Origin of the sequence: Massilia forsythiae, from assembly GCF_012849555.1 — a bacterium.
Lineage (GTDB): Bacteria > Pseudomonadota > Gammaproteobacteria > Burkholderiales > Burkholderiaceae_D > Telluria > Telluria forsythiae.
Genome location: NZ_CP051685.1, coordinates 3565439 through 3588439, shown reverse-complemented (window position 1 = coordinate 3588439; position 23001 = coordinate 3565439). Strand labels below are relative to the sequence as shown.

Sequence of the window (23001 nt, the reverse complement as noted above, 5' to 3'; positions counted from 1 at the left end):
GTCTGGCCCGCGCCAGCCTCGTGCCAGCGCAAACCACCGTCGTCCCCGCGCAGGCGGGGACCCATGCTGAGCATCTCGAAGACGCAAGCGGTGCGACTCCAGTAACGTCTCTATGGGTTCCCGCCTTCGCGGGAACGACGATCAATCAGTCGTAGCCGGAACACCCTCTTCCGGCACAAAAATCCACAACAACAGGTAAATCACCGCGCCGAAGCCGAAGGTCAGCGTCAGCAGCGCGAACAGCAGCCGCCATACCCAGGAATCGACCCTGGTCGCCACGGCCAGCCCGCCGCACACGCCGCTGAGCCAGCGGTCGGTGCGCGAGCGGCGCAGCGAGTTCAGGTCGCCGGCGAAGCGGCTGCTGGACGCATCCTTGTCCAACCGGATATTCGCGGTGGACAGCAGGCGCGCCTTGGCCTGTTCGAATTCGGCGTCGCTCAGCGCGCCGGCCTGGTGCAGTTCATGCAAACGCTTGATTTCATCCGCAATCATGATGCCTCCATCGGTTCGAACAGCGGCCAACGCGCGCAGCCGGCGCCACCCGGCTTGCGGCGGCGGCGATTACAGGTCGAGCAGCAGGCGCGCCGGGTCTTCCAGCGCGTCCTTCATGGCCACCAGGCCCAGGACGGCTTCGCGGCCATCGATGATGCGGTGGTCGTACGACATCGCCAGGTAGTTCATCGGACGGATCACGATCTGGCCGTTCTCGACCACGGCGCGGTCCTTGGTCGCGTGCACGCCCAGGATCGCCGACTGCGGCGGGTTGATGATCGGGGTCGACAGCATCGAGCCGAAGGTGCCGCCGTTGGAGATCGAGAAGGTGCCGCCGGTCAGGTCTTCCAGGGTCAGCTTGCCTTCCTTGGCCTTCTGGCCGAACTCGCCGATCTTCTTCTCGATCTCGGCGATGCTCATCTGGTCGGCGTTGCGCAGGATCGGCACCACCAGGCCGCGCGGCGAACCGACCGCGATGCCGATGTCGAAGTAGCCGTGGTAGATGATGTCGTTGCCGTCGACCGAGGCGTTCAGGATCGGGTACTTCTTCAGCGCGGCCACGGCGGCCTTGACGAAGAAGGACATGAAGCCCAGCTTGACGCCGTGTTCCTTCTCGAACTTGTCCTTGTACTTGGCGCGCAGTTCCATGACCGGGGCCATGTTGACTTCGTTGAAGGTGGTCAGGATGGCGTTGGTCGACTGCGACTGCAGCAGGCGCTCGGCGATGCGGGCGCGCAGGCGGCTCATCGGCACGCGCTCTTCCGGACGCTCGCCCAGGTTGGCGCTCGGGGCGGACACTTGCGGCAGCGCCGGCTTGGCGGCCTGCTGCTGCAGCGGGGCCGGGGCGGCCGGGGCCGACGCGGATGCGCCCGGTGCGGCCGGGGCCGGCACGGCGCCCTTGTTGGCGACGGCGGCCAGGGCATCGCCCTTGGTCACGCGGCCGTCGCGGCCGGTGCCGGTGGCGTCGCTCGGGCTCAGGTTGTTGTCGGCCAGGATCTTGGCGGCCGACGGCATGGCGATGTCGGCCTTGGCGCCACCGGAGGCGCCGGTCGCGGAAGCGGCGCTGGCATGCGGGGCCGGCGCCGGGATCGGGGCGTTCGGGGTGGCGGCGGCGGTGATGCCGACCGGGCTGGTCTGGGCCGAGGCTTCGGTATCGATGATCGCGATGGTCTCGCCGGCGACGACGGTGGCGCCGTCGGCCTTGATGATCTGCACGATCACGCCGGCATTCGGCGCCGGCAGTTCGAGGACCACCTTGTCGGTCTCGATGTCGATCATGTTTTCGTCACGCGAGACGGATTCGCCGACCTTCTTGTGCCAGGACAGCAGGGTCGCTTCGGCGACCGATTCCGACAGTTGGGGGACCTTGACTTCGATTTGTGCCATTTAAAAAACTCCGTTTATTTTTTCTGTGCGAACGTCCCGCGTGCTTGCGGGGCCGTTCGGTCTGCAATGCGTGATCCGGGCGGGCGCCGCGCAAGGGTGCGCGGCGCCGCGTGGGCTTACTTGGTGAGGATGAACCCCTTCAACTTCGAGAACGCGGTCTCCAGCAGTTCCTTCTGTTGCGCGACGTGCTTGTCGGAGTAGCCGACCGCCGGCGCGGCGGAAGCGGGACGGCCGGCATACGCCAGGCGCTGGCCCGTTTCCATGCTTTCGAACAGGTTGTGCTGGATCTGGAACCACGGGCCCTGGTTCTGCGGCTCGTCCTGCGCCCACACCACCTCGGTCACGTTGGCATACTTCTTCAGTTCCGCGGCGAAGGCCTTGTGCGGGAACGGATACAGCTGCTCCATGCGGATGATGGCGGTATCGCTGGTGCCGCGCGTCTTGCGCGCGTTGATCAGGTCGTAGTACACCTTGCCCGAGCAGGCGATCACGCGCTTGACCTTGTTGGCGTCGATCTTCTCGTCGTGTTCGCCGATCACGGTCTGGAAACCGCCGCCGGCCAGGTCGTTCAGCGGCGAGCCGGCGTCCTTGTTGCGCAGCAGCGACTTCGGCGTGAAGATCACCAGCGGCTTCCTGAACTGGCGCACCATCTGGCGGCGCAGCAGGTGGAAGATCTGGGCGGCGGTGGTCGGCTGCACGACTTGCATGTTGTGGTCCGCGCACAGCTGCAGGAAGCGCTCGATGCGCGCCGACGAGTGCTCCGGACCTTGCCCTTCGTAGCCGTGCGGCAGCATCAGCACCAGGCCCGAGGCGCGGCCCCATTTCACTTCGCCGGAAGCGATGAACTGGTCGATGACGACCTGCGCGCCGTTGACGAAGTCGCCGAACTGGCCTTCCCAGATGGTCAGCGTGTTCGGCTCGGCGGTCGAGAAGCCGTATTCGAAGCCCAGCACCGCTTCTTCCGACAGCACCGAGTCGATCACGGTGAAGTTGGCCTGGTTTTCCTGGACGTTGGCCAGCGGCAGGTAGATGCCCTGGTCCCAGCGCTCGCGGTTCTGGTCGTGCAGCACGGCGTGGCGGTGCACGAAGGTGCCGCGGCCGGCGTCCTGGCCCGACAGGCGCACCGCGTAGCCGGACGCCAGCAGCGAGGCGTAGGCCAGGTGTTCGCCCATGCCCCAGTCGAGGTTCATCTCGCCGCGGCCCATGGTGGCGCGGTCGCCCAGCACCTTCTCGACCAGCGAGTGCAGCTTGAAGTTTTCCGGCACGGTGGTGATGCGCTGGGCCAGGCGTTTCAGCTCGGTCAGCGGCACCGCGGTGTCGGCGGCGTCGGTCCACTTCTTGTTCAGGAACGGCGCCCAGTCGACGGCGTACTTGTTCTTGAAGTCGGTCAGCACCGGGTCGATGGTGTGCTTGCCGGCGTCCATCGCGTTGCGGTAGGCCGTCACCAGCTGGTCGCCGCCATCAAGCTCGATGGTGTTCTGTGCGGCCAGCTTGTCCGCGTACATCTTGCGGGTGCCCGGGTGCTTGGCGATCTTCTTGTACATCAGCGGCTGGGTCAGCGCCGGGGTGTCCTGCTCGTTGTGGCCCAGCTTGCGGTAGCAGACGATGTCCAGCACCACGTCCTTGTGGAATTCGGTGCGGTAGTCCATCGCGATCTGCGTGGCCAGCACGACCGCCTCCGGATCGTCGGCGTTCACGTGCAGCACCGGCGCCTCGATCATCTTGACCACGTCGGTGCAGTACAGCGTCGAACGGGCGTCGCGCGGGTCCGAGGTGGTGAAGCCGATCTGGTTGTTGATGACGATGTGGACGGTGCCGCCGGTGCCGTAGCCGCGGGTCTGGGCCAGGTTCAGGGTCTCCATGACCACGCCCTGGCCGGCGAACGCGGCGTCGCCGTGCACCAGGATCGGCAGCACTTCCTTGCCGGCGTGGTCGCCGCGGCGTTCCATACGCGCCTTGACCGAGCCTTCGACGACCGGGTTGACGATCTCCAGGTGCGACGGGTTGAACGCCAGCGACAGGTGGACCGGGCCGCCCGGGGTCGAGATGTCGCTCGAGAAGCCCTGGTGGTATTTCACGTCGCCCGACGGCAGGTCGTCGGCGTGCTTGCCTTCGAATTCCTCGAACAGCTCGGACGGGGCCTTGCCCAGGGTATTGACCAGCACGTTCAGGCGGCCGCGGTGGGCCATGCCGATGACGATTTCCTGGACGCCCTGCTCGCCGGCGCGCTGGATGACTTCATCCATCGAGGCGATGAAGGATTCGCCGCCTTCCAGCGAGAAGCGCTTGGCGCCGACGTACTTGGTGTGCAGGTAGCGTTCCAGGCCTTCGGCCGCGGTCAGGCGCTCGAGGATGTGCTTTTTCTTTTCGGCCGTGAAGGCCGGGGTCGAGCGGATCGATTCCAGCTTTTCCTGCAGCCAGCGCTTCTCGGTCGGGTCGCTGACGTACATGAACTCGGCGCCCACCGAACGGCAGTAGGTATCGCGCAGCATGTTCAGCAGGTCGCGCAGCGAGGCGGTTTCCTGGCCGAAGTAGGTGTTGCTGATGTTGAATTTGGTGTCGAGGTCGGCTTCGTTGAAACCGTAGAAGGCCGGATCCAGTTCCGGGATCGGCGGGCGCTCCTGGCGCTGCAGCGGGTCCAGGTTGGCCCAGCGCGAACCGAGGTAGCGGTAGGCGGCGATCAGCTGGGTGACGGCCACGCGCTTGCGGCCGAGTTCGGCGTCCGGGGAGGCGATCACGGTGCGGATCGGACCCTGCTTGGCGCGCTCGGCGAAGGAGGCGATCACCGAGGCATGGGCGACGTCGGGCTTTTCGCTGCCGTCGACCGCGGGCATGTGCTGCATCGCGTCAAAGTAGGCGCGCCAGTTGTCCGGCACCGAGCCGGGATTGTCCAGGTACGCTTCGTACAGCTCTTCCACGTACGGCGCGTTACCGCCGAACAGGTAGGAGTTGGCGTTATATTGTTGCATCATTCTTGCTCACCTTTCATCGCGTTTCGCGAGGTTGGGGCGGGTTAATCTAACCTTCCGCGACACGGCCTGACCGGTTAGCGGATCGCACTTACTACATCAAGTTGTGGGGGAAGGACTTTATACCGGACCTCGATCGACGAGCGCTGTCACCAGCGACGGCACATCGCGGCCCCTTTGACACATGATTCGATCCAACGGCGCATCCACATGGCATGACTGCCCGTTTTGCGCACGGTATTGTAACGCAAGCCTCATGCGCAAACAGGGATTGTCAACACTTTTATTTGTTACGAAATCTGTGCAAAAAATTGCCGGGTTGACCTGCTAAATGATAATCGTTATCATTTAAAAATGTCTTCTCCCCCATCCGCCGCCGCCCGTTCCGACGCCACCGTTCCCGCCCTGCCGGGCGCGCGCCGCGCCGTCTGGCTGCGCCAGCTGCACCAGTGGCACTGGATCAGCTCGGCGCTGTGCCTGACGGCAATGCTGCTGTTCAGCGTCACCGGCTTCACCCTCAACCACGCGTCCCAGATCGAGGCCAAGCCGCAGGTCACGCGCCTGAAGGCGGCACTGCCGCCGGCGCTGCAAGCGCAGCTGGCGGATTTCGCTGCCGCGCACGCCGATGCCAAGCTGCCGCTGCCGGCCGGGCTGGCCGACTGGGCCGAACGGACCTTCCCGGCCGAGGTGCGCGGCAAGCGCGCCGAGTGGAGCGAGGACGATGCCTACGTCGCGCTGCCGCGCCCGGGCGGCGACGCCTGGCTGCGCATCGGCGCCGACGGCAAGGCCGAATACGAACGCACCGACCGCGGCTGGATCTCGTGGCTGAACGACATGCACAAGGGCCGCAACGCCGGCGCCGTGTGGGGCTGGTTCATCGACATCTTCGCCGGCGCCTGCCTGGTGTTCTGCATCACCGGTTTCCTCATCATGAAGTATCACGCCGCCAACCGGCCGTCGACCTGGCCGGTGATCGGCTTCGGCATCCTGCTGCCGGTGGTGCTGGCCCTGCTGTTCGTGCATTGATCCGCCCTTCTCCATCACACCTACAAGAAAGCGTCCCATGAAACTGTCCCGCACGCTCGCCCTGACCCTGCCGCTCGCCTCGAGCTGGGCGATGGCCGCCGATCTCACCGTCAAGTTCGACCTGCCGCAGCTGAACGTGGCCGAGTACCACAAGCCCTACGTGGCGATCTGGATCGAGCGCGCCGACCAGACTATTGCTTCGACTCTTTCTGTGCTGTACGACGTCAAGAAGCGCGACAACGCCGGCGAGAAGTGGGTCAAGGACCTGCGCACCTGGTGGCGCAAGGCCGGCCGCGACGCCAAGCTGCCGATCGACGGCGTCTCCGGCGCCACCCGCCCGGCCGGCACCCAGACCATGAACTTCGGCCCGGCCATCACCGGCCTGGACAAACTGCCGGCCGGCGACTACAAGCTGGTGATCGAGGCCGCGCGCGAAGGCGGCGGACGCGAGCTGGTGCGCGTGCCGTTCGCCTGGCCGGCCAAGGGCAAGCTGGCCGCCAGCGGCGCCGGCAAGGAAGAACTGGGCGCGGTCGCCATCGCGGTGCAATAACCATCCATCGGAGACGCTCATGCACACCACCACCGTCAAGAAACTCGTCCTGGCCGTGTCCCTGGCGAGCGCCGCCCTGGCCGCGCACGCCCACCGCCAGTGGATGATCCCGACCACCACCGTCATCGAGTCCGACCGCGAAGCCTGGGTCACGATCGACGGCGCCACCTCGGAAGGCCTGTTCGAGGCCGACTTCATGCCGCTCAAGCTCGACGGCCTGACGGTCACCGATCCGGACGGCGCCACCGCGCCGGCGCCGGCGGCCACCGTCGGCAAGCACCGCTCGACGGTCGACATCCGCCTGCCGAAGGACGGCACCTACCGCATCACCCTGGCCGCCGTCAACGTCATGGGCAGCTACAAGCTGAACGGCGAAACCAAGCGCTTCCGCGCCAGCGAGCAGGCCGCGCAGAACGAGATCCCGGCCGGCGCCGCCGAGGTGCGCCGCACCACCATGGTCCAGCGCCAGGACACCTTCGTCACCCTGAACAAGGCTTCCGCCGGCGCCCTGAAGCCGGTCGGACGCGGCCTGGAGATGGTGGCCGTCACCCACCCGAACGAGCTGCACGCGGGCGACAAGGCGCGCCTGCGCTTCCTGCTCGACGGCAAGCCGCTGCCCAACTTCCCGTTCAGCATGATCCCGGGCGGCGTGCGCTACCGCGGCACCGCGGGCGAAGTCAGGCTCACCACCGACGCCAACGGCGAAGCCAGCTTCACGCTGCCGGCGCCGAACATGTACTGGCTGAGCGCCGCCTATCCGGCGAATGCACCGCGCGGTCCGGGCGCAGAGGGTCCGGCCGAGTCGAAGCGCTACAGCTACTCGGCCACCTTCGAGATCCTGCCGGAGTAGGCGTGCGCGACGTCCTGGTTCCGCTGGCGATCGACCCCGCTCCGGCGCCGCCCGGCAGCCGCCCGCTGGCGCTGTCCGGCACGGCGATGGGCAGCGGCTGGTCGGTGCGGCTGATGCAGCCGGCCGGCGCCACGGACGCCGCCGATTTACGCGCGGCGCTGCAGGCGGAACTGGACATGGTGGTGGCGCAGATGAGCCACTGGGACGACACCTCCCTGCTGATGCGCTACAACCGCGCCCCGGCCGGCAGCTGGCACGACCTGCCGGCGCCGTTCTTCGAGGTGATGGACTACGCGCTGTGGGTGCACGAAGCCAGCGCCGGCGCCTACGACCCGGCCGCCGGCGCGCTGGTCGACCTGTGGGGCTTCGGCGCCGCGGGCCGCTACGACCAGGCCGGCTTCTATGCGCCGGCGCCGGCGGCGGTGCACGCCGTGCTGGCGCAGCGGCGCGCCGCCGCGCCGGTGCTCGACCGCGCCGCGCGCCGCCTGTACCAGCCGGGCGGCGCGCGGCTCGATTTGTCGGCGGTGGCCAAGGGCTACGCGGTCGACCGCCTGGCGCTGTGCCTGGAACGCCACGGCGTGCGCCACTACCTGGCCGAAGCCGGCGGCGAACTGCGCGGCGCCGGGGTCAAGGCCGACGGCCAGCCCTGGTGGGTCGAGGTCGAGGGCGTGCCGGACGGCAGCGGCGATGACGGCCAGGATGGCGCCGCCGGCAGCGAGACCGGCACTGCGGCGCCCCCGGCGCCGCTGCTGGCGCTGCACGGCCTGGCGGTGGCCACCTCGGGCGACTACCGCCGCTATTACCGCTGCCCGGACAGCCGCCGCCGTTCGCACACGCTCGATCCGCGCAGCGGCCAGCCGATCGCCAACGGCGTGGCCTCGGTGACGGTGCTGGCGCCGGCCTGCATGGCGGCCGACGCGCTGTCCACCGCGCTGACCGTGATGGGCCCCTTGGCCGGCCTCGCCTTCGCCGAGGCGCGCGGCGTGGCGGCGCGCTTCCTGCTGCGTGCGGACGCGCCCGGCGCGCCGCTGTCCGCCGTCACCTCGTCCGCCTGGCGCGCCCTGCTGCAATGATGCTGACCACCGAACCCTTGCGCTGGGGCGGCGCGCTCGCGCTCGCCGGCAGCTGGCTGGCGCTGTGCGCCGGCATCTGGCAGGCGCGCCGCGCTGCCGCGGCCGGCGCCGTCGACGGCGGCGCCGGCGTCTGGCTGGTGGTGTATGCCAGCCAGACCGGCAATGCCGAATACCTGGCGCAGCGCAGCGCCGAGACGCTGGCCACCGGCGGCCTGGCCGCGCGCGCCGTGTGCATCTCGACGCTGGACGAGGCCGCGCTCGGGCGCGCATCGAACCTGCTGCTGGTGGCCAGCACCTACGGCGAAGGCGACGCGCCGGACAGCGCGGCGCGCCTGGCCGCCCGCCTGGCGGCGCCCCCGGCCGGCGCCGGCGCCGGGTCGGCGCTGGCGCACCTGCACTACGCCGTGCTGGCGCTGGGCGACCGCAGCTACGCCAACTACTGCGGCTTCGGCCGCGCGCTGGACGGCTGGCTGGCGGCGCGCGGCGCCACCCGCCTGTTCGAGCGCATCGAGGTCGACCGCGGCGACGGCGCCGCGCTGGCCGCATGGCAGCACCACGTCGGCCGCCTGGCCGGCACGGTCGATACGCCCGACTGGGAAGCGCCGGCCTACGGCGACTGGTGCATCAAGGAGCGCGTGCTGCTGAATCCCGGCAGCGCCGGCGCGCCCCTGTACCGCCTGGCGCTGGTGCCGCGCAGCGGTCCTTTGCCCGACTGGGAAGCCGGCGACCTGGTGCAGGTCGGCGCGCCGGCCGACCCCGGGCATCCGCGCGAATACTCGATCGCCTCGCTGCCGCTGGACGGCCGCCTGGAACTGCTGGTGCGCCTGCAGCGGCGCGCGGACGGCAGCCCCGGCGCCGCCTCCGGCTGGCTGTGCGAGGGTGCCGGCGCCGCCGACACGATCGCGCTGCGGGTGCGCGCGCACCAGCGCTTCCGCCTGGGAGAAAACGCGCGCCGCCCCCTGATCGCGATCGGCAACGGCAGCGGCCTGGCCGGCCTGCGCGCCCTGCTCAAGGCGCGCATCCACCTGGGCGAACACGACAACTGGCTGCTGTTCGGCGAACGCAACAACCAGCACGATTTCCTGCTGCGCGAGGAGTTGCAGGGCTGGCGCGACGCCGGCTGGCTGGGCCGCCTCGACCTGGCCTTCTCGCGCGACCGGCAGGAACGGCGCTACGTGCAGGACGTGCTGCGCCTCCACGCCGGCCAGGTCGGCGACTGGATCGACCGCGGCGCCGCCATCTACGTCTGCGGCAGCCTGCAAGGCATGGCCGGCGGCGTGCATGCGGCGCTGGTCGATATCCTGGGCGAGCAGGCGCTCGACCTGCTGGCGGCCGACGGCCGCTACCGCCGCGACGTCTACTGACAGCGGCGGCGTACGGCATACGCGCCGTGTTCCCTCATCAATTCCGGCAAATGCCGCCGCAAGCTGCCCGGCAGGACCAGCGCCGGTACACGCACACCGCACGAACGCCGTCAATACGAAAACTGCGCTATATTGTTGCCAACCATCAATTTCAATATTTTCACAACAACTATTGAATTGATACTGAAAGACAATTAGATTTCTTTTCGGAAAAAGCTTAAATTTCCACCAGTTGATCTACCGGCATGTTCGATGCATCGTCCGGGGCGCGTGCCGGCGCCGCAGGGGTCGGGGACCGGTGTCCCCGTCATAGTCCATCCATCACGTTACTCGTCCACATTCCATGCTCACTTCCGTCGACACGGTTCTCTCCCACGCCGATACGCGCCACGACCTGGCGCGCGCCGCCCTGGACGCCATCAACCGCACCCAGGCCGTGGTCGAATTCGATCTCGACGGCCGCGTGATCCACGCCAACCAGAACTTCCTGGATGCGGTGAGTTATACCCTGGGCGAAGTGGTGGGCCAGCACCACCGCATGTTCTGCAGCCGTGAATTTTCTTCCTCCAGCGACTACACCGCCTTCTGGCAGGCGCTGGCGCGCGGCCAGGCCTGCAGCGGCGAATACATGCGCCTGGACAGCAGCGGCGAGCCGGTCTGGCTGCAGGCTTCCTACAATCCGGTGTTCGACGGCGCCGGCAAGGCGGTCAAGATCATCAAGTTCGCCACCGACATCACGGCGGCCAAGCTGCAGAGCGCGGACGATGCCGCCAAGATGGACGCCATCAACCGGGTCCAGGCCGTGATCGAGTTCGGCCTGGACGGGCGCATCCTGCACGCCAACGCCAACTTCCTGGACACGATGGGCTACGGCCTGGACGAGGTCGCGGGCAAGCACCACCGCATCTTCTGCGACCCGGCCTACGCGGCCTCGGCCGACTACGCGGCGTTCTGGCTGCACCTGGCCTCGGGAGAGCCGCACGCCGGCCACTTCAAGCGCCGCCACAAGTCGGGGCGCGAGATCTGGATCAACGCCTCCTACAACCCGGTGTTCGGCCTGGACGGCAAGCCGTTCAAGGTGATCAAGTACGCCACCGACGTCACCGCCGCGACCGAGCGCAACGCCGAGTTCGAAGGCAGCATGACCGCGCTCGACCGCGCCCAGGCGGTGATCGAGTTCGACCTGCAGGGACGCGTGCTGCGCGCCAACCGCAATTTCCTCGACACCCTCGGCTACGCGGCCGACGAGGTGGTCGGGCAGCACCATGCGATGTTCTGCGACCAGGCCTACAGCCGCTCGAGCGAATACCGCGCCTTCTGGCGCATGCTGGCGGCCGGCGAGTTCCACGCCGGCGAATTCAAGCGCGTCGCCAAGGATGGCCGGGCGGTCTGGATCCAGGCCAACTACAACCCGATCCTGGACGCCGACGGCAAGCCGGTCAAGGTGATCAAGTTCGCCACCGACATCACCGCCGCCAAGCTGCACCACGCCGATTCGCAGGGCAAGCTGGACGCCATCGGCCGCTCCCAGGCGGTGATCGAGTTCGACCTGCGCGGCAACGTGCTGGCGGTGAACGACAACTTCCTGCGCACCATGGGCTACCTCGGCGAGGAAGTCCTGGGCGGCCACCACAGCATGTTCTGCGAGCCGGAACTGGTCAAGAGCCCGGCCTACCGCCATTTCTGGGCCAACCTGGCGCAGGGACAGTTCCAGTCGGGCCGTTTCAAGCGGCGCGGCAAGCACGACGCCGACATCTGGATCCTGGCCACCTACAACCCGATCTTCGACGCCGACGGCAAGCCGTACAAGGTGGTCAAGTTCGCGATGGACGTGACCGAGCAGGTGCACCGCGAAGAACTGGTCAGCGCCAAGGTGAAGGCCATTTCCGGCGTGCTGGCGGAATTGTCGCAGTCGATCGCCGCCATCGCCCAGGGCGCGCAGCAGTCGGCCGGCATGGCCAGCCGCACCCAGGCCGACGCCGCCGAAGGCAGCAAGCTGCTGGAGCGCTCGCGCCAGGCCATGCTGGGCATCCAGAAATCGTCCGGCGACGTGCACGACATCATCGACACCATCAGCGACATCGCCGGCCAGACCCACCTGCTGGCCTTCAACGCCGCCATCGAGGCGGCGCGCGCCGGCGAGCACGGCAAGGGCTTCTCGGTGGTCGCCAACGAGGTGCGCAAGCTGGCCGAGAAGTCGGCGCAGGCCACGCGCGAGATCGCCAAGCTGATCAACGAGACCGTCAACCGCGTCGGCGAAGGCACGCGCCTGGCGGCCGAGGTCGAGGATGCGTTCGCCCGCATCGTGCAGTCGGTGGGCGAGACCAGCGCCTCGATCGCGCAGATCCACGCCTCGACCAGCGCCCAGGCCAACGCCACGCGCGACGCCTCGGCGCTGCTGACCGAACTCGACCGCGTGGCCACGGAGCGCTGACCATGGCCGCCTGCGAAGCGCCCGCCGTGCAGCTGGCCGAAGCCGTGGTCGGCGCGGTACGCATCGGCATTCCGGCGGCGGCGGTGCTGCAGGCGATCCCGGCGCCGCCGCCGGAGGCCGTGCTGCCGCGCCGCCGCGGCGCCCTGTGCGGCGTGGTGGAACACGACAGCGGATTGGTGCCGGTGGTCGACCTGGCGCGCTGGGTCGAGGTCGGCGCAGCGGCGCCCGGCGCGGCGGCGCCCGGCGCGGCCGCGCATGCGCGCGTGCTGGTGCTGCGCGATGGGTTACGCAGCATCGGGCTGCGGGTCGACGCGGTGGGCGGCCTGGTCGACCTGGCGCCCGGGCAGCTCACGCGCCTGCACCACGACGAGGACGAAGAGGAAGTGTTCCACAGCGTGGCGCGCGCGCCCGACGGTGGCGCCGTCCTGAGCGTGCTCGACGTCGGCCGCCTGGCCGACCTGGCGCAAGCCTGGCACCGGGCCGACGGCGCGCCCGGCCAATCCACCGGCGCTGCAGCGGCCGTTGCCGCGGATACCGGCAGCGCGGCGGATGCGCCTCGCCATCCCTATGCCGTGCTGCAAGCCGGCGCCATGCGCCTCGGGGTGCCGGCGGCCGACCTCGCCGAGATCATCCCGATGCCGGCGCTGGAGCGTTTCGGGACCGGCGCCGGCGGCGCCGCTTATTGCCTGTGGCGCGGCCGGCACCTGGCCGTGCTGGCGGCCGATGCGCTGGCGCCGGACGCCACGACGGACGCCGCTGCGGATGCGCAGGGCGAAGCCCCCCTGCTGGCGGTGATCGTGCACGCCGGCCTGGCGCTCGGCCTGCCGGTGCATGCGGCGCTGGAACTGCGCGCCTTCGGCGCCGCCACCGTCCCCTGCGCCGGCGGCATCGGCGCCACCCTGTTCGACGAGGAGGGGCGCGCGGTGCGCCTGCTCGACACCGCGCGCCTGTTCGCGCGCTTTCCCGAAGCGGCGCTGAGCCGCGACGGCGCGCTGCAGGGCACGCAGCACGCCCCGCGCGGCGCGGCGCAGGCCGCCAACGCGGTCGCCTACATCGTGTTCGAGGCCGACGGCCACGGCGCGCTGCCGATCGACACGGTCGAGGAAGTGCTGGCGCTGCCGCCGGCCGTCGCCGCCGCGCCGCGCCTTCCCGCCGCCATGGCCTGGCGCGGCGGCTCGATCGCGCTGGCCGACCTGCGCCCGGACGCCGGCGTGCGGCCCGGCGCCCCCGGCCACGTGCTGGTGGTGCGCGGCGCGCACGGCCCCGCCGCCTACGTGGCGACGCGCCTGCACGTGATGGTGCCGGCCGGCGCCGGGCGCCTGTACCGCATGGGCGTGGGCAGCCGCGCCGTCGAGTTCATCGCCACCGGCGAAGGGACACAGCAGGCCAGCTACCGCATCGTCGACCCGGCCGCGGCGGCCGTGGCGGATGTGGCGGCTGTGGCGGCTGCGGCGGCTACGGCGACGGCGGCGCGCGCGGCCTGAGCGCGGCCCGGCGTGCGGCCGGCGAGGCGGCCGAAGGTGTGGCCGCCGGCCCGCGCTTGCCCTAGAATGGGTTCCCGACCATTCGTCACCTGACCGCCTTGACCTTTTCCATCGGCCACCGCCTGTTCGCCAGCGTGCTGCTCGCCATCCTCGCGGTGGCGGCCGGCGCCGTGTTCCTGCTGCGCCAGAACGTGCTGGCCGGCTTCGGCGAATACGCGGCCGGCATCGAACTCGACCGCCTGGACGAGCTCTCGGCCGCGCTGGCGCGGCGCTACCGTACTGGCGGCGGCTGGCAATTCATTCCCGACGGCGCGCGCCAGGGCTGGATCGTGACGGAACTGGCGCGCCTGCAGCGCGCGCGCGAAGAAGCGGCGCCGCCGGCCCCGCCCGCACCGCCCGCGGTGTCTGCGCCCCCGGCGTCAGCGGCAGCGCCGGCGCCGGCCGCCATCGGCGCCTCGATCTCCGCTTCCGCCGCGGCGCCGGCATCCGCCGTCCCTGTGCCGGCCGCCTCTGCCACACCCGCGCCAGCGGCTGCGCCGGCCGCGTCCGCCGCGCCAGCGATGGCGCCGGCCCCAGCCGCGCCCCCGGCCGCACCGGCGCCGCCCCTGCCGCCGCTGCCGCCGCCGCACATCGGCGTGCCGGCGGCGCCGCCGGATCCCGCCGCCGGCCCCGCCGCCATCGACGCCGCCCAGTCGCTGCCGCGCCGCATCACCCTGCTCGGCGCCGACGGGCGCTGGCTGGCCGGGCGCCGGGCAGAGGTGCCGCCGCCGGCGCGGCGCGCGATCGAGGTCGACGGCCGCACCGTCGGCTGGCTCGGCGTGGCGCGCGGCGCACGGCCCGGCGATGCGCTGGCGTACGCCTTCCTGGCGCAGCTGAGCAGCAGCCTGTGGCTGATCGTGGCCGCGGCGGTGGCGATGAGCGCGCTGGCCGCGATCCTGCTGGCGCGCCACTTCCGCCGTCCGATCCTGGCGCTGGAAGACGGCGCGCGCCGGCTGGCCGAAGGCCGCTTCGACACGCGCCTGGCGGCCGCGCGCAGCGACGAGCTGGGCGACCTGGCGCGCCATTTCAACGCGTTGGCGCAGCGCCTGGACGGCGCCGAGGCGGCGCGGCGCCAGTGGGTGGCGGACACCTCGCACGAACTGCGCACGCCGCTGGCGGTGCTGCGTGCCCAGCTGGAAGCGCTGCAGGACGGCGTGCGCGAAGCCAGCCCCGCCCACCTGGACGCCATGCTGGCCCAGGTACTGGCCCTGAACAAGCTGATCGACGAGCTGTACGCGCTGGCGCGCGCCGACGTCGGCGCCCTGGAATGCCGCCCGGCCGCGCTCGACCTGTGGCGCCTGGCGGCCGGCCGCGCCGGCGCGTTCGAGGCGCGCTTGCAGGCGGCCGGCCTGGCGCTGGAACTGGGCGCGCCGCCGCCGCGCGCCACCGTGCTGGCCGACGCCGACCGCATGCGCCAGGTGTTCGACAACCTGCTGGAAAACAGCCTGCGCTACAGCGCGCCGGGCGGTCGCGTGCGCCTGCGCGCCCGGGCCGGCGCCGGCGTGCTGCGGCTGGAACTGGACGATGCGCCCCCCGGCGTACCGGACGCCGCGCTGGCGCGCCTGGGCGAGCGCTTCTACCGCGTGGATGCCTCGCGCAGCCGCGCCCACGGCGGCGCCGGCCTCGGCCTGGCGCTGTGCCGGCGCCTGCTGGAAGCGCAAGGCGCCACGCTCGCCTTTTCGCACTCGCCGCTGGGCGGCCTGCGCGCCAGCGTGACGATGCCGCTGGCACAGGAGGCGGCATGACGGCGCCGGCGCGCATCGCCATCGTCGAGGACGAGCCGGAACTGGCGGCGCTGGTGGCCGACTACGCGCGCGCGGCCGGCCACGCGCCCAGCGTGTACCACGACGGCGCCGCCGCGCTGGCGGCATTCCGCGAAGACCCGCCCGACCTGGTGGTGCTCGACCTGATGCTGCCCGGCCTGGACGGGCTGGCGCTGTGCCGCGCGCTGCGCACCTTTTCCGACGTGCCGATGATCATGGTGACGGCGCGGGTGGAAGAGATCGACCGCCTGCTGGGCCTGGAAACCGGCGCCGACGACTACGTCTGCAAGCCCTTCAGCCCGCGCGAGCTGATGGCGCGCATCAAGGCGATCCTGCGCCGCAGCGGCCACGGCGGGGCGCAGGCCGCAGCGGCGCCGCAGCAGCCGCCGGCGGTCGCCATCGACGAGGACGCGCGCCGCATCGCCATCCACGGCCAGCCGCTCGACCTGACGCCGAGCGAGTACGGCATCCTGGCCGCGCTGGCGCGCCGGCCCGGCCAGGTGTTTTCGCGGGCGCGCCTGCTCGACCTGGCGCGCGAAGGCAACGCCGGCCTGGACGTGGCCGACCGCGCCATCGACAGCCACGTCAAGAACCTGCGGCGCAAGCTGGAAGCGGCACTGCCGGGCGTCGAGGCAATCCATTCGATCTACGGGCTGGGCTACCGCTTCGACACCTGAGGTTGCGCCGGCCGCGCAGCGTCTCCACGCGGCGTCCACATTTTCTCCACATTCGGCAGGCACCATGTCGTACATGGCCCGCCGCATCCGGCGGGCGCCACAGGAGAAAGCCCATGAAACTCGCCACCACCCACTTCAAGCCGGCCGTGCTGTGCGCCGCCCTCGTGCTGACCAGCGCCTTCGCCCGCGCCCAGAGCGCCGACCGGGACCCGCCCCCGCCGCCGCCGCTGTCTGCGCCGCTGCCGCCGGCACCGCCGGCAACGACGCCGGTACCGCCGGCGCCCCCCGCACAGCCCGGCGCCGCGCCGCGCGCCGGCAAGCACGGGGTAGTACCGACACCGCCGAAGCCGCCGAAACCGCCGGTCGCGGGCCGGATGGCGCCGCCCAAGCCGCCGGTTGCAGGCCAGGTGCCGCCGGCACCGCCGGCACCCTCCGCGCCGCCCGCGCCGCCCGCGCCGCCCGCACCGCCGCAAGCCGGCGCGCGGCAGCAGCCGCCCGTGCCGCCCGTGCCGCCCGTGCCGCCCGTGCCGCCCGCACCGCCCGCCCCGTCCGCCCCAGCCGCCCGTCCTGCGGCCGAGGCAGCGGCGAACCCTTCCTAACGAACGGTGGGAAAACGCTGTATTTATTACAATCCCGCCATCGGCGCTGCCTTTGGTGAGGATTGATCATGTTCGATATGGATTTGCCCTGGTGGGAATTCGTGGCCCGCGGCACCATGGTGTACCTGGCGCTGCTGCTGATGGTGCGCCTGTCCGGCAAGCGCACGGTCAGCCAGCTGAGTCCCTTCGACCTGCTGGTGGTCATGCTGCTGTCGGAAGCGGTGTCGAACGGCCTGTCGGGCGGCGACGATTCCGTCAGCGGCGGCCTGATCATCGCGGCCACGCTGATCGTGCTGAACGCCAGCATCGGCCTGCTCTCGGCGCGCAGCCGCAAGATGGAATCGCTGCTGCAGGGCGAAGCCGTGCTGCTGGGGCGCGATGGCGTGTTCTTCGACAAGGTCATGCAGCGCAACCGCGTCGGCGAGGCCGACATCGAGCAGGCGCTGCGCGAGGCCGATTGCGCGCGCCACCAGATGCAGTGCGCCTTCCTGGAAGCCGGCGGCAGCATCACGGTGCTCAAGCGCAGTTAGGCGCTCTCAATCTCCCGTTGGCACAGTCGCTCGTCGGCACTATCTCGGCCGTATGGTGTGCGCCGCGGCCTGCCGATGATGCTAGGTTTTGCACGGCACTCCGGGCACCGCCGTGGTGACGCTGGAAACCGGCGGCCGCTCGATCCTGGTCGACATGCCCTTCCGCGACCTGGTCGGCACCACCGCCGCCGCCCACATCCATTGCTGCACCAGCGAAGCCTTTACGGGCACGGCGCCGGTGGCCCTGCCCTTCGCCGGCTTCCCGACCGGCGTGCGCGCCGGCGACTACAGCGCCTCGATCCCGCTGGCCGACGCAGCGTCCTGGGAACCGGCCTTCCTGGCCGCCCATGGCGGCACCGTGCAGGGCGCCGCCTCGGCCCTGCTCGACGCCATCGCCGCCAACGAGGCCTACGTCAACATCCACACCAGCGCCTATGCCAACGGCGAGATCCGCGGCTTCCTGGTGGCGGCGCCGGTGCCGGAGCCGTCCGGCTGGGCCATGCTCGGGGCCGGCATGGCGGGCCTGCTGTGGCTGGGCCGGCGCCGTCCGCAGGCGCCGGCGGGCCGTCTCGCAGCCTAGCCCGGCTCAGGCATCTTCCCCGCGCGCGGCCAGCAGCCGCTGCCAGGCCGGGACGGCGGCCTCCCGGAACGCGGCCAGCGTGCCCGGCGATTGCCGCCCGAGGTCGAGCCCGAGGAAGCCGGCGGCCTGGCGCAGCGCCGCCACGGCGCCGGCCTCGTCGTCCGGCTGCACCGCCAGCGCCCCGGTCTGCTTCGACAGCTTTTCGCCGGCGCCGTTGCGCACCACCGGCACGTGCAGGTAGCGCGGCGTCGGCACGCCGAGCAGGCGCTGCAGGTAGATCTGGCGCGGCGTCGAATCGAGCAGGTCGGCGCCGCGCACGACGTCGGTCACGCCCTGCGCGGCATCGTCCACCACCACCGCCAACTGGTAGGCCCAGTAGCCGTCGGCGCGCTTGAGCACGAAGTCCCCGGATTCCAGCGCCAGCCGCTGGCCGACGCGCCCGGCGAAGCGGTCGTCGAAGGCGATCTCGTCGGCGCCGGCGTCCGGCACGCGCAGGCGCAGGCTGCGCGCTTCCCGCCCCGGCGCCAGGCCGTGGCGGCAGGTGCCGGGATAGATGGCGGCGCCGTCCGGCCCCGTGCCCAGGCGCGAATCGGCGATCTCGCGCCGGTTGCAGCCGCAGCCGTACACCCGCTGCGCCAGCCGTTCGCGCGCGGCCTGGTAGAGGGGCTTGCGCCGGCTCTGCCACACGATCTCGCGGTCGGACACCATGCCCAGCCGGCCCAGCAAGGCGACGATGTCCTCGGCGGCGCCGGGCACGCTCCTGCCTTCGTCGATGTCCTCGATGCGGACCAGCCACGCGCCGCCGTGGGCGCGCGCGTCGAGCCAGCTGGCCAGCGCCGCCACCAGCGAGCCGGCGTGCAAGGGGCCGGTGGGGGACGGGGCGAAACGGCCGACGTAAGGAATGGTGCTCACTGCGCGATGGTCCGGTGGATGCGATGCGCCACCTTAGCACACCGGCGCTGCTATCATGGCGTCTCCCTCCCCACGATCGGTCCGCCATGTGCGTCAACTACCGCCCTCCCCTGCCCGAACAGCTCGACATGGTCCTCGGCGAGCTGGTCGACCTGTATCGCGACCTGGAATGGGCGATTGAAACCTGGAAGGATTACGACGCCCCGATCGTGCGCGCCGGCGCCGGCGGCCGCCGCGAACTGTGCCTGGCCGGCTACGGCATGGTGCCGCGCCGCCATATCCCGCCCGGCGTGAAAGTGTTCGACACCATGAACGCGCGCGCCGAATCGGTCGCCGAAAAACGCTCGTTCGCGCCGGCCTGGCAGCGCAGCCAGTTGTGCGCGGTGCCGATGACCTGCTTCTACGAACCGAACTACGAGAGCGGCCATGCCGAGCGCTTCGGCATCGGCATGCGCGACGACGCGCCCTTCTTCGTGGCCGGCCTGTGGCGCGAATGGGCCGAGGACGGCGGCCGCGTGGCGGCCTCGTTCACCCAGATCACCATCAACGCCGACCAGCACCCGCTGATGCGCCGCTTCCACAAGCCCGGCGACGAAAAGCGCGCGCTGGTGATCCTGGCGCCGGATGAAGTCGACGCCTGGCTGCATTGCCGCGACCGCGAACTGGCGCGCAGCTTCCTGCGCCCGTTCCCGGCCGCGGCGATGAAGGCCTGGCCGGCGCCGCAGCCGCCGAGAAAGCCGAAAGCCGCCCGGCCGGCCCCGCCGGCGCCGCCGGAAAACCTGTCGCTGTTCTGACCGGGCGATAGGTTCTTGGTCAGGTGCGGCGCTCCAGGGCATGGCGGCCGCTGGTACGGCGCCGGCGCGCCCACGCCAGCACGCCCAGGCCGCCCGCCAGCATCGCCAGGCTGCCCGGCTCGGGCACCTCGGCGTCGGCACTGATGGCGATATTGTCGACCGCGATGTCGTACGCCGTCCAGCCGTAGAAATACCCCGGCACGAAGGTGGTGAAACTGATCTCGTCGACGCTTGCCAGCACGTCGGCGAAGCTGCGTCCCGGCGGCAGGCTCGGCTCGTCCACGGTATTGCCGTAGCCGCCCCAGCCGGCCGGCAGCGCCGCCGCGGCGGTGTCGCCGATGGTCACCGACAGGTGCTGCCAGCCGCCCTTGTCGGCGCCGATCTCGCCCAGGTCGTACCAGACGCTGGTGTACGGCATGTCCTGGTAGGGATCGTCGTAGTCGCGCAGCTCGACCACCAGCCTGCGGTGCACTTCCCGGCCGAGATAGACGATCGAGTTGGCCAGCACGTCGATCCCCAGTGTCACCGAAGCGCTGGCGCCGTAGTTGCCGATGAAGGCCTGGTTGCCGGTGGTGCTCCAGTGCACGCCGAAGGTTTCCGGGTTGACCGTGTGCAGCGCGGGCGCGCCGTTGCCCAGCGAAGCATCGATCCACACGCCCTGGTTGCCGTCGAACGGCGGGCCGGCGTCCCAGCCTTGCTGGCCGTTGGAAAAGTCGACGGTGGTCGAGATGGGCGACGCGAGGGCGGCGGCGGATGCGGCGGCGAGTACTGCTGCAGCGAAAACACGTTTCATGGGATCCTCGTAGTGGTTGGACAGGCGCCGTGGGAACGGCAGGTCCATGCTGCGAGTGTCGCCGCCGCCGTGTCAAAGCCTGGCTTGCACTGAATTGCCTCGGTTTGTCACCGGAATGCACACAGATTTCACCAGTTGTATTTTGTGCAATTGCAGTGCGTGCGGCGGCGGCGGCGACGCCGGGGGGCGCGTCGTCACGGTGCGCGCCGGATGGCCGGGCGGCTGAAAGCGGTGCATGCCGCAACGGGCGGCGGATTGTCGCCTTGGCGCGACGGATCGGGGCGCGGAAGGCGCCGCGATGCGCCAGCCCGGCAGCGTCAGGCCGGCAAGCGTTCCTGGTCGCGCCCGTGCGCCTGCGTGCGCACCGGCTCGTCCAGCTTGCGGATCAGCTCTTCCAGCGGCGCCGGGCGCGAGAACAGGTAGCCCTGCATGGTCGGATGGCGGTTGGCCGACAGGAAGCTGGCCTGCTGGGCGGTCTCGACGCCTTCGGCCACCACGCGCAGGCCGAGGTGGTCGGCCATCGCCAGGATCGATTGCACGATGGCGGTGCCGTTGACATCGTTCGGCGTATCGCGAATGAAGCTCTTGTCGATCTTCAGCTCGTACAGCGGCATCTTTTTGAGGTAGGCCAGGTTCGAATAGCCGGTGCCGAAGTCGTCGATCGAGAAGCGGATGCCCAGCTGGGCCAGCTGGTGCATGCGCGCGATGGTCTGGTTCAGGTCGTCCACCAGCAAACCCTCGGTCACCTCGAAGATCAGCTGGCTTGCCGGCGCGCCGGTCTCGCGCAGCACCAGCTCGACCTGCTCGACGAAATCCGGCTGGCGGAACTGCAGCGGGCTGACGTTCACCGACAGCGGCATCGCGTGCCCGGCCGCGTCCAGGCGCAGCCAGCACAGGCAGGCCTGGCGCAGCGCCCACTGGCCCAGGTGGACGATCAGGCCGCTGGCTTCGGCGGCCGGGATGAACACGTCCGGCGGCACCATCGAACCGTCGGCGCGGCGCCAGCGCATCAGCAGCTCGGCGCCGACCGGGGCCTGGTCGTGGTCGACCTGCAATTGCAGGTGCATCGACAGTTCGCCGTTCTCGAGCGCGGCGGCGAGGTCGGTTTCCAGCGTCAGCTTGCGCTCGGCCTCGGCCAGCATGCCGGTCTCGAACAGGGCCACGCCGTTGCGGCCGGCCTCCTTGGCGTGGTACATCGCGGTGTCGGCCTCGCGCAGCAGGTCGGCCGCGGTCTGGCCGGCGCGCAGCGGCAGCGCCACGCCGATGCTGGCCGGCGCGTGATACGACTGGTCGTCGATGGCGATGTCCTGGGCCAGCGCCACGCGCACCTTTTCCGCCACCGCCAGCGCGGCCTCGGTGGCGCCGAGCGGGTCGCTGCCCAGCTTGTCGAGCAGGACCACGAATTCGTCGCCGCCCAGGCGCGCCACGGTGTCGCTGTTGCGCACCACGCCGGCCAGGCGCGCCGCCGCCTGCTTGAGCACCAGGTCGCCGACCGCATGGCCGCGCGCATCGTTGATGGTCTTGAAGTTGTCGAGGTCGATGAACAGGATCGCGCCCAGGCCGGTGCCGGCGCGCACGCCGCCCAGCATGCCGTCCAGGCGCTCCATCAGCAGGCGCCGGTTGGGCAGGCCGGTCAGCACGTCGAAGAAGGCCAGGCGGTGGATGGCATCGGCCGAGTTCTTGCGCTCGGTGATGTCGCGCGCCACCACCACCCAGTGCGTGTTGCGCCCGCCTTCTCCGGTGAACGGCACCATGTCGGCCTCGATCCAGTAGGGCGTGCCGTCCTTGGCGTAGTTGACCATCTCGGTCTTGACCGGCTCGTTGCGGCTCATCGCCAGCGCGATGCGCGCCACCTCGTTCTGGTCGGTGTCGACGCCGTGCAGCATGCGCAGGCTCTGGCCCAGCACTTCGTCGCGCTGGTAGCCGGTGCGGCGCTGGAAGGCATCGTTGGCGAAGATGATCGGCTGCACCGCGCCCGCCTCTTCCACCACCTTGGCGATCAGCACCATGTCGTTCAGGCGCGCCACCGCTGCGGAGGTCAGGCGCAATTCGGCATTCAGCTCGTGCAGCTGCGCGTGGCCCTGCTTGAGCGAATCGGCGGTGCGGCGCGCATCCTCGAGCGTGCTGCTCAGGCGCTGCAGCACGGTGCCGCAGGTCAGCGTGAGCAGTACGCCGATGCACAGGTAGTTCAGGGTCAGGATCAGGCACGGGACCAGCGTGTAGTCCTCGATGGCGGCGGACACGTACAGCCGCGCATGGCCGGTCAGTCCCAGCACCAGGATCGAGAGCGCGCTGACCGCCAGCGCACCGATCGCCGGACGCATCCCGAGCAGCACCACCGCCAGCACCGGCGTGGCCAGCAGGAAGATCTGGCTGACCGGGCCGATGGTGACCATCATGCCGATGCCGATGAGGAAGGCGACCGCCAGGAAGTTGTACACGCGCACGCTGTACGACAGCCGCTTGAGCGCCCAGATCGCGCTCAGCCAGACCATAGCCACCGCGTCCATGACCACGATCGGCCAGATGCCGTGGGTGCCCGCCAGCCACATGCTGGGCACGGCCATGACCATGCCCAGGGCCAGCACGTAGTTCAGCAGCGAGGAAAAGACCTGGTTGCGCCAGTAGCGGATATCGTAACGGGTTCCCAAGATCTCTTCCTCGGATGCTCTACAGAATATTTTTT

Annotated in this window: 19 protein-coding genes; 13 read left to right on the top strand and 6 right to left on the bottom strand. The window is 70.5% G+C overall.

The genetic code is table 11. The features are described from left to right. Positions 1 to 141: 141 nt before the first annotated feature. The 3 genes from HH212_RS15365 to HH212_RS15355 all read right to left on the bottom strand — a co-directional run bounded on the left by HH212_RS15365 (position 142) and on the right by HH212_RS15355 (position 4850). The gene (locus tag HH212_RS15365; RefSeq protein WP_170205465.1) at positions 142 to 495 is read right to left on the bottom strand and encodes a PspC domain-containing protein; all 354 of its coding nucleotides are present in this window, start codon (positions 493 to 495) and stop codon (positions 142 to 144) included. A gap of 66 nt (positions 496 to 561) precedes the next feature. Then, positions 562 to 1878 (bottom strand): 2-oxoglutarate dehydrogenase complex dihydrolipoyllysine-residue succinyltransferase, encoded by a 1317-nt coding sequence (gene odhB, locus HH212_RS15360; RefSeq protein WP_170203270.1) that lies wholly within the window; start codon positions 1876 to 1878, stop codon positions 562 to 564. Positions 1879 to 1994: 116 nt separating this feature from the next. Beyond that, positions 1995 to 4850, bottom strand: a complete 2856-nt coding sequence (locus HH212_RS15355; RefSeq protein ID WP_170203269.1) for a 2-oxoglutarate dehydrogenase E1 component — start codon at positions 4848 to 4850, stop codon at positions 1995 to 1997. A 351-nt stretch (positions 4851 to 5201) separates the two neighbouring features. Between HH212_RS15355 and HH212_RS15350 the strand changes: the two genes are divergently transcribed. The 12 genes from HH212_RS15350 (at position 5202) to HH212_RS15295 (ending at position 17816) form a co-directional block, all read left to right on the top strand. Further along, positions 5202 to 5873, top strand: a complete 672-nt coding sequence (locus HH212_RS15350) for a PepSY-associated TM helix domain-containing protein (RefSeq protein ID WP_170203268.1) — start codon at positions 5202 to 5204, stop codon at positions 5871 to 5873. 37 nt (positions 5874 to 5910) lie between these two features. Continuing rightward, positions 5911 to 6423 (top strand): DUF2271 domain-containing protein, encoded by a 513-nt coding sequence (locus HH212_RS15345; RefSeq protein WP_170203267.1) that lies wholly within the window; start codon positions 5911 to 5913, stop codon positions 6421 to 6423. 19 nt (positions 6424 to 6442) lie between these two features. Then, the gene (locus HH212_RS15340; RefSeq protein WP_170203266.1) at positions 6443 to 7273 is read left to right on the top strand and encodes a DUF4198 domain-containing protein; all 831 of its coding nucleotides are present in this window, start codon (positions 6443 to 6445) and stop codon (positions 7271 to 7273) included. Between the two features lie 2 nt (positions 7274 to 7275). Continuing rightward, positions 7276 to 8346, top strand: a complete 1071-nt coding sequence (locus HH212_RS15335) for an FAD:protein FMN transferase (RefSeq protein WP_229217296.1) — start codon at positions 7276 to 7278, stop codon at positions 8344 to 8346. Continuing rightward, positions 8343 to 9710: a sulfite reductase subunit alpha gene (locus tag HH212_RS15330; protein WP_170203265.1), complete on the top strand. Its 1368-nt coding sequence runs from the start codon at positions 8343 to 8345 to the stop codon at positions 9708 to 9710. The genes HH212_RS15335 and HH212_RS15330 overlap by 4 nt, the downstream gene beginning before the upstream one ends. 343 nt (positions 9711 to 10053) lie before the next feature. Then, complete coding sequence (locus HH212_RS15325; RefSeq protein ID WP_170203264.1) at positions 10054 to 12144, top strand: methyl-accepting chemotaxis protein; 2091 nt, start codon at positions 10054 to 10056, stop codon at positions 12142 to 12144. 2 nt (positions 12145 to 12146) lie between these two features. Beyond that, on the top strand, positions 12147 to 13628 hold the full coding sequence (locus tag HH212_RS15320) for a chemotaxis protein CheW (RefSeq protein WP_170203263.1): 1482 nt from the start codon (positions 12147 to 12149) through the stop codon (positions 13626 to 13628). A 98-nt stretch (positions 13629 to 13726) separates the two neighbouring features. After that, complete coding sequence (locus HH212_RS15315; RefSeq protein WP_170203262.1) at positions 13727 to 15412, top strand: ATP-binding protein; 1686 nt, start codon at positions 13727 to 13729, stop codon at positions 15410 to 15412. Next, on the top strand, positions 15409 to 16107 hold the full coding sequence (locus HH212_RS15310) for a response regulator (RefSeq protein WP_170203261.1): 699 nt from the start codon (positions 15409 to 15411) through the stop codon (positions 16105 to 16107). Before HH212_RS15315 ends, HH212_RS15310 begins: the two co-directional genes overlap by 4 nt. A 113-nt stretch (positions 16108 to 16220) precedes the next feature. Continuing rightward, positions 16221 to 16706, top strand: coding sequence for a hypothetical protein (locus tag HH212_RS15305; protein ID WP_170203260.1), 486 nt, complete (start codon positions 16221 to 16223; stop codon positions 16704 to 16706). A 68-nt stretch (positions 16707 to 16774) separates the two neighbouring features. Next, positions 16775 to 17236 (top strand): DUF421 domain-containing protein, encoded by a 462-nt coding sequence (locus HH212_RS15300; protein WP_170203259.1) that lies wholly within the window; start codon positions 16775 to 16777, stop codon positions 17234 to 17236. A gap of 88 nt (positions 17237 to 17324) precedes the next feature. Continuing rightward, positions 17325 to 17816: a CHRD domain-containing protein gene (locus tag HH212_RS15295; RefSeq protein ID WP_229217295.1), complete on the top strand. Its 492-nt coding sequence runs from the start codon at positions 17325 to 17327 to the stop codon at positions 17814 to 17816. Positions 17817 to 17822: 6 nt separating this feature from the next. Here the strand turns inward: HH212_RS15295 and gluQRS are convergent, their stop codons facing one another. After that, positions 17823 to 18728: a tRNA glutamyl-Q(34) synthetase GluQRS gene (gene gluQRS, locus HH212_RS15290; protein WP_170203258.1), complete on the bottom strand. Its 906-nt coding sequence runs from the start codon at positions 18726 to 18728 to the stop codon at positions 17823 to 17825. 86 nt (positions 18729 to 18814) lie between these two features. Between gluQRS and HH212_RS15285 the strand changes: the two genes are divergently transcribed. Beyond that, entirely contained in the window at positions 18815 to 19522 is a 708-nt protein-coding gene (locus HH212_RS15285) for an SOS response-associated peptidase (RefSeq protein WP_170203257.1), read from the top strand. A 19-nt stretch (positions 19523 to 19541) separates the two neighbouring features. On the opposite strand, the gene HH212_RS15280 is transcribed toward HH212_RS15285, so the two are convergent. Then, positions 19542 to 20315: a PEP-CTERM sorting domain-containing protein gene (locus HH212_RS15280; RefSeq protein ID WP_170203256.1), complete on the bottom strand. Its 774-nt coding sequence runs from the start codon at positions 20313 to 20315 to the stop codon at positions 19542 to 19544. 317 nt (positions 20316 to 20632) lie between these two features. Next, complete coding sequence (locus HH212_RS15275; RefSeq protein ID WP_229217294.1) at positions 20633 to 22966, bottom strand: putative bifunctional diguanylate cyclase/phosphodiesterase; 2334 nt, start codon at positions 22964 to 22966, stop codon at positions 20633 to 20635. Positions 22967 to 23001 lie beyond the last annotated feature (35 nt).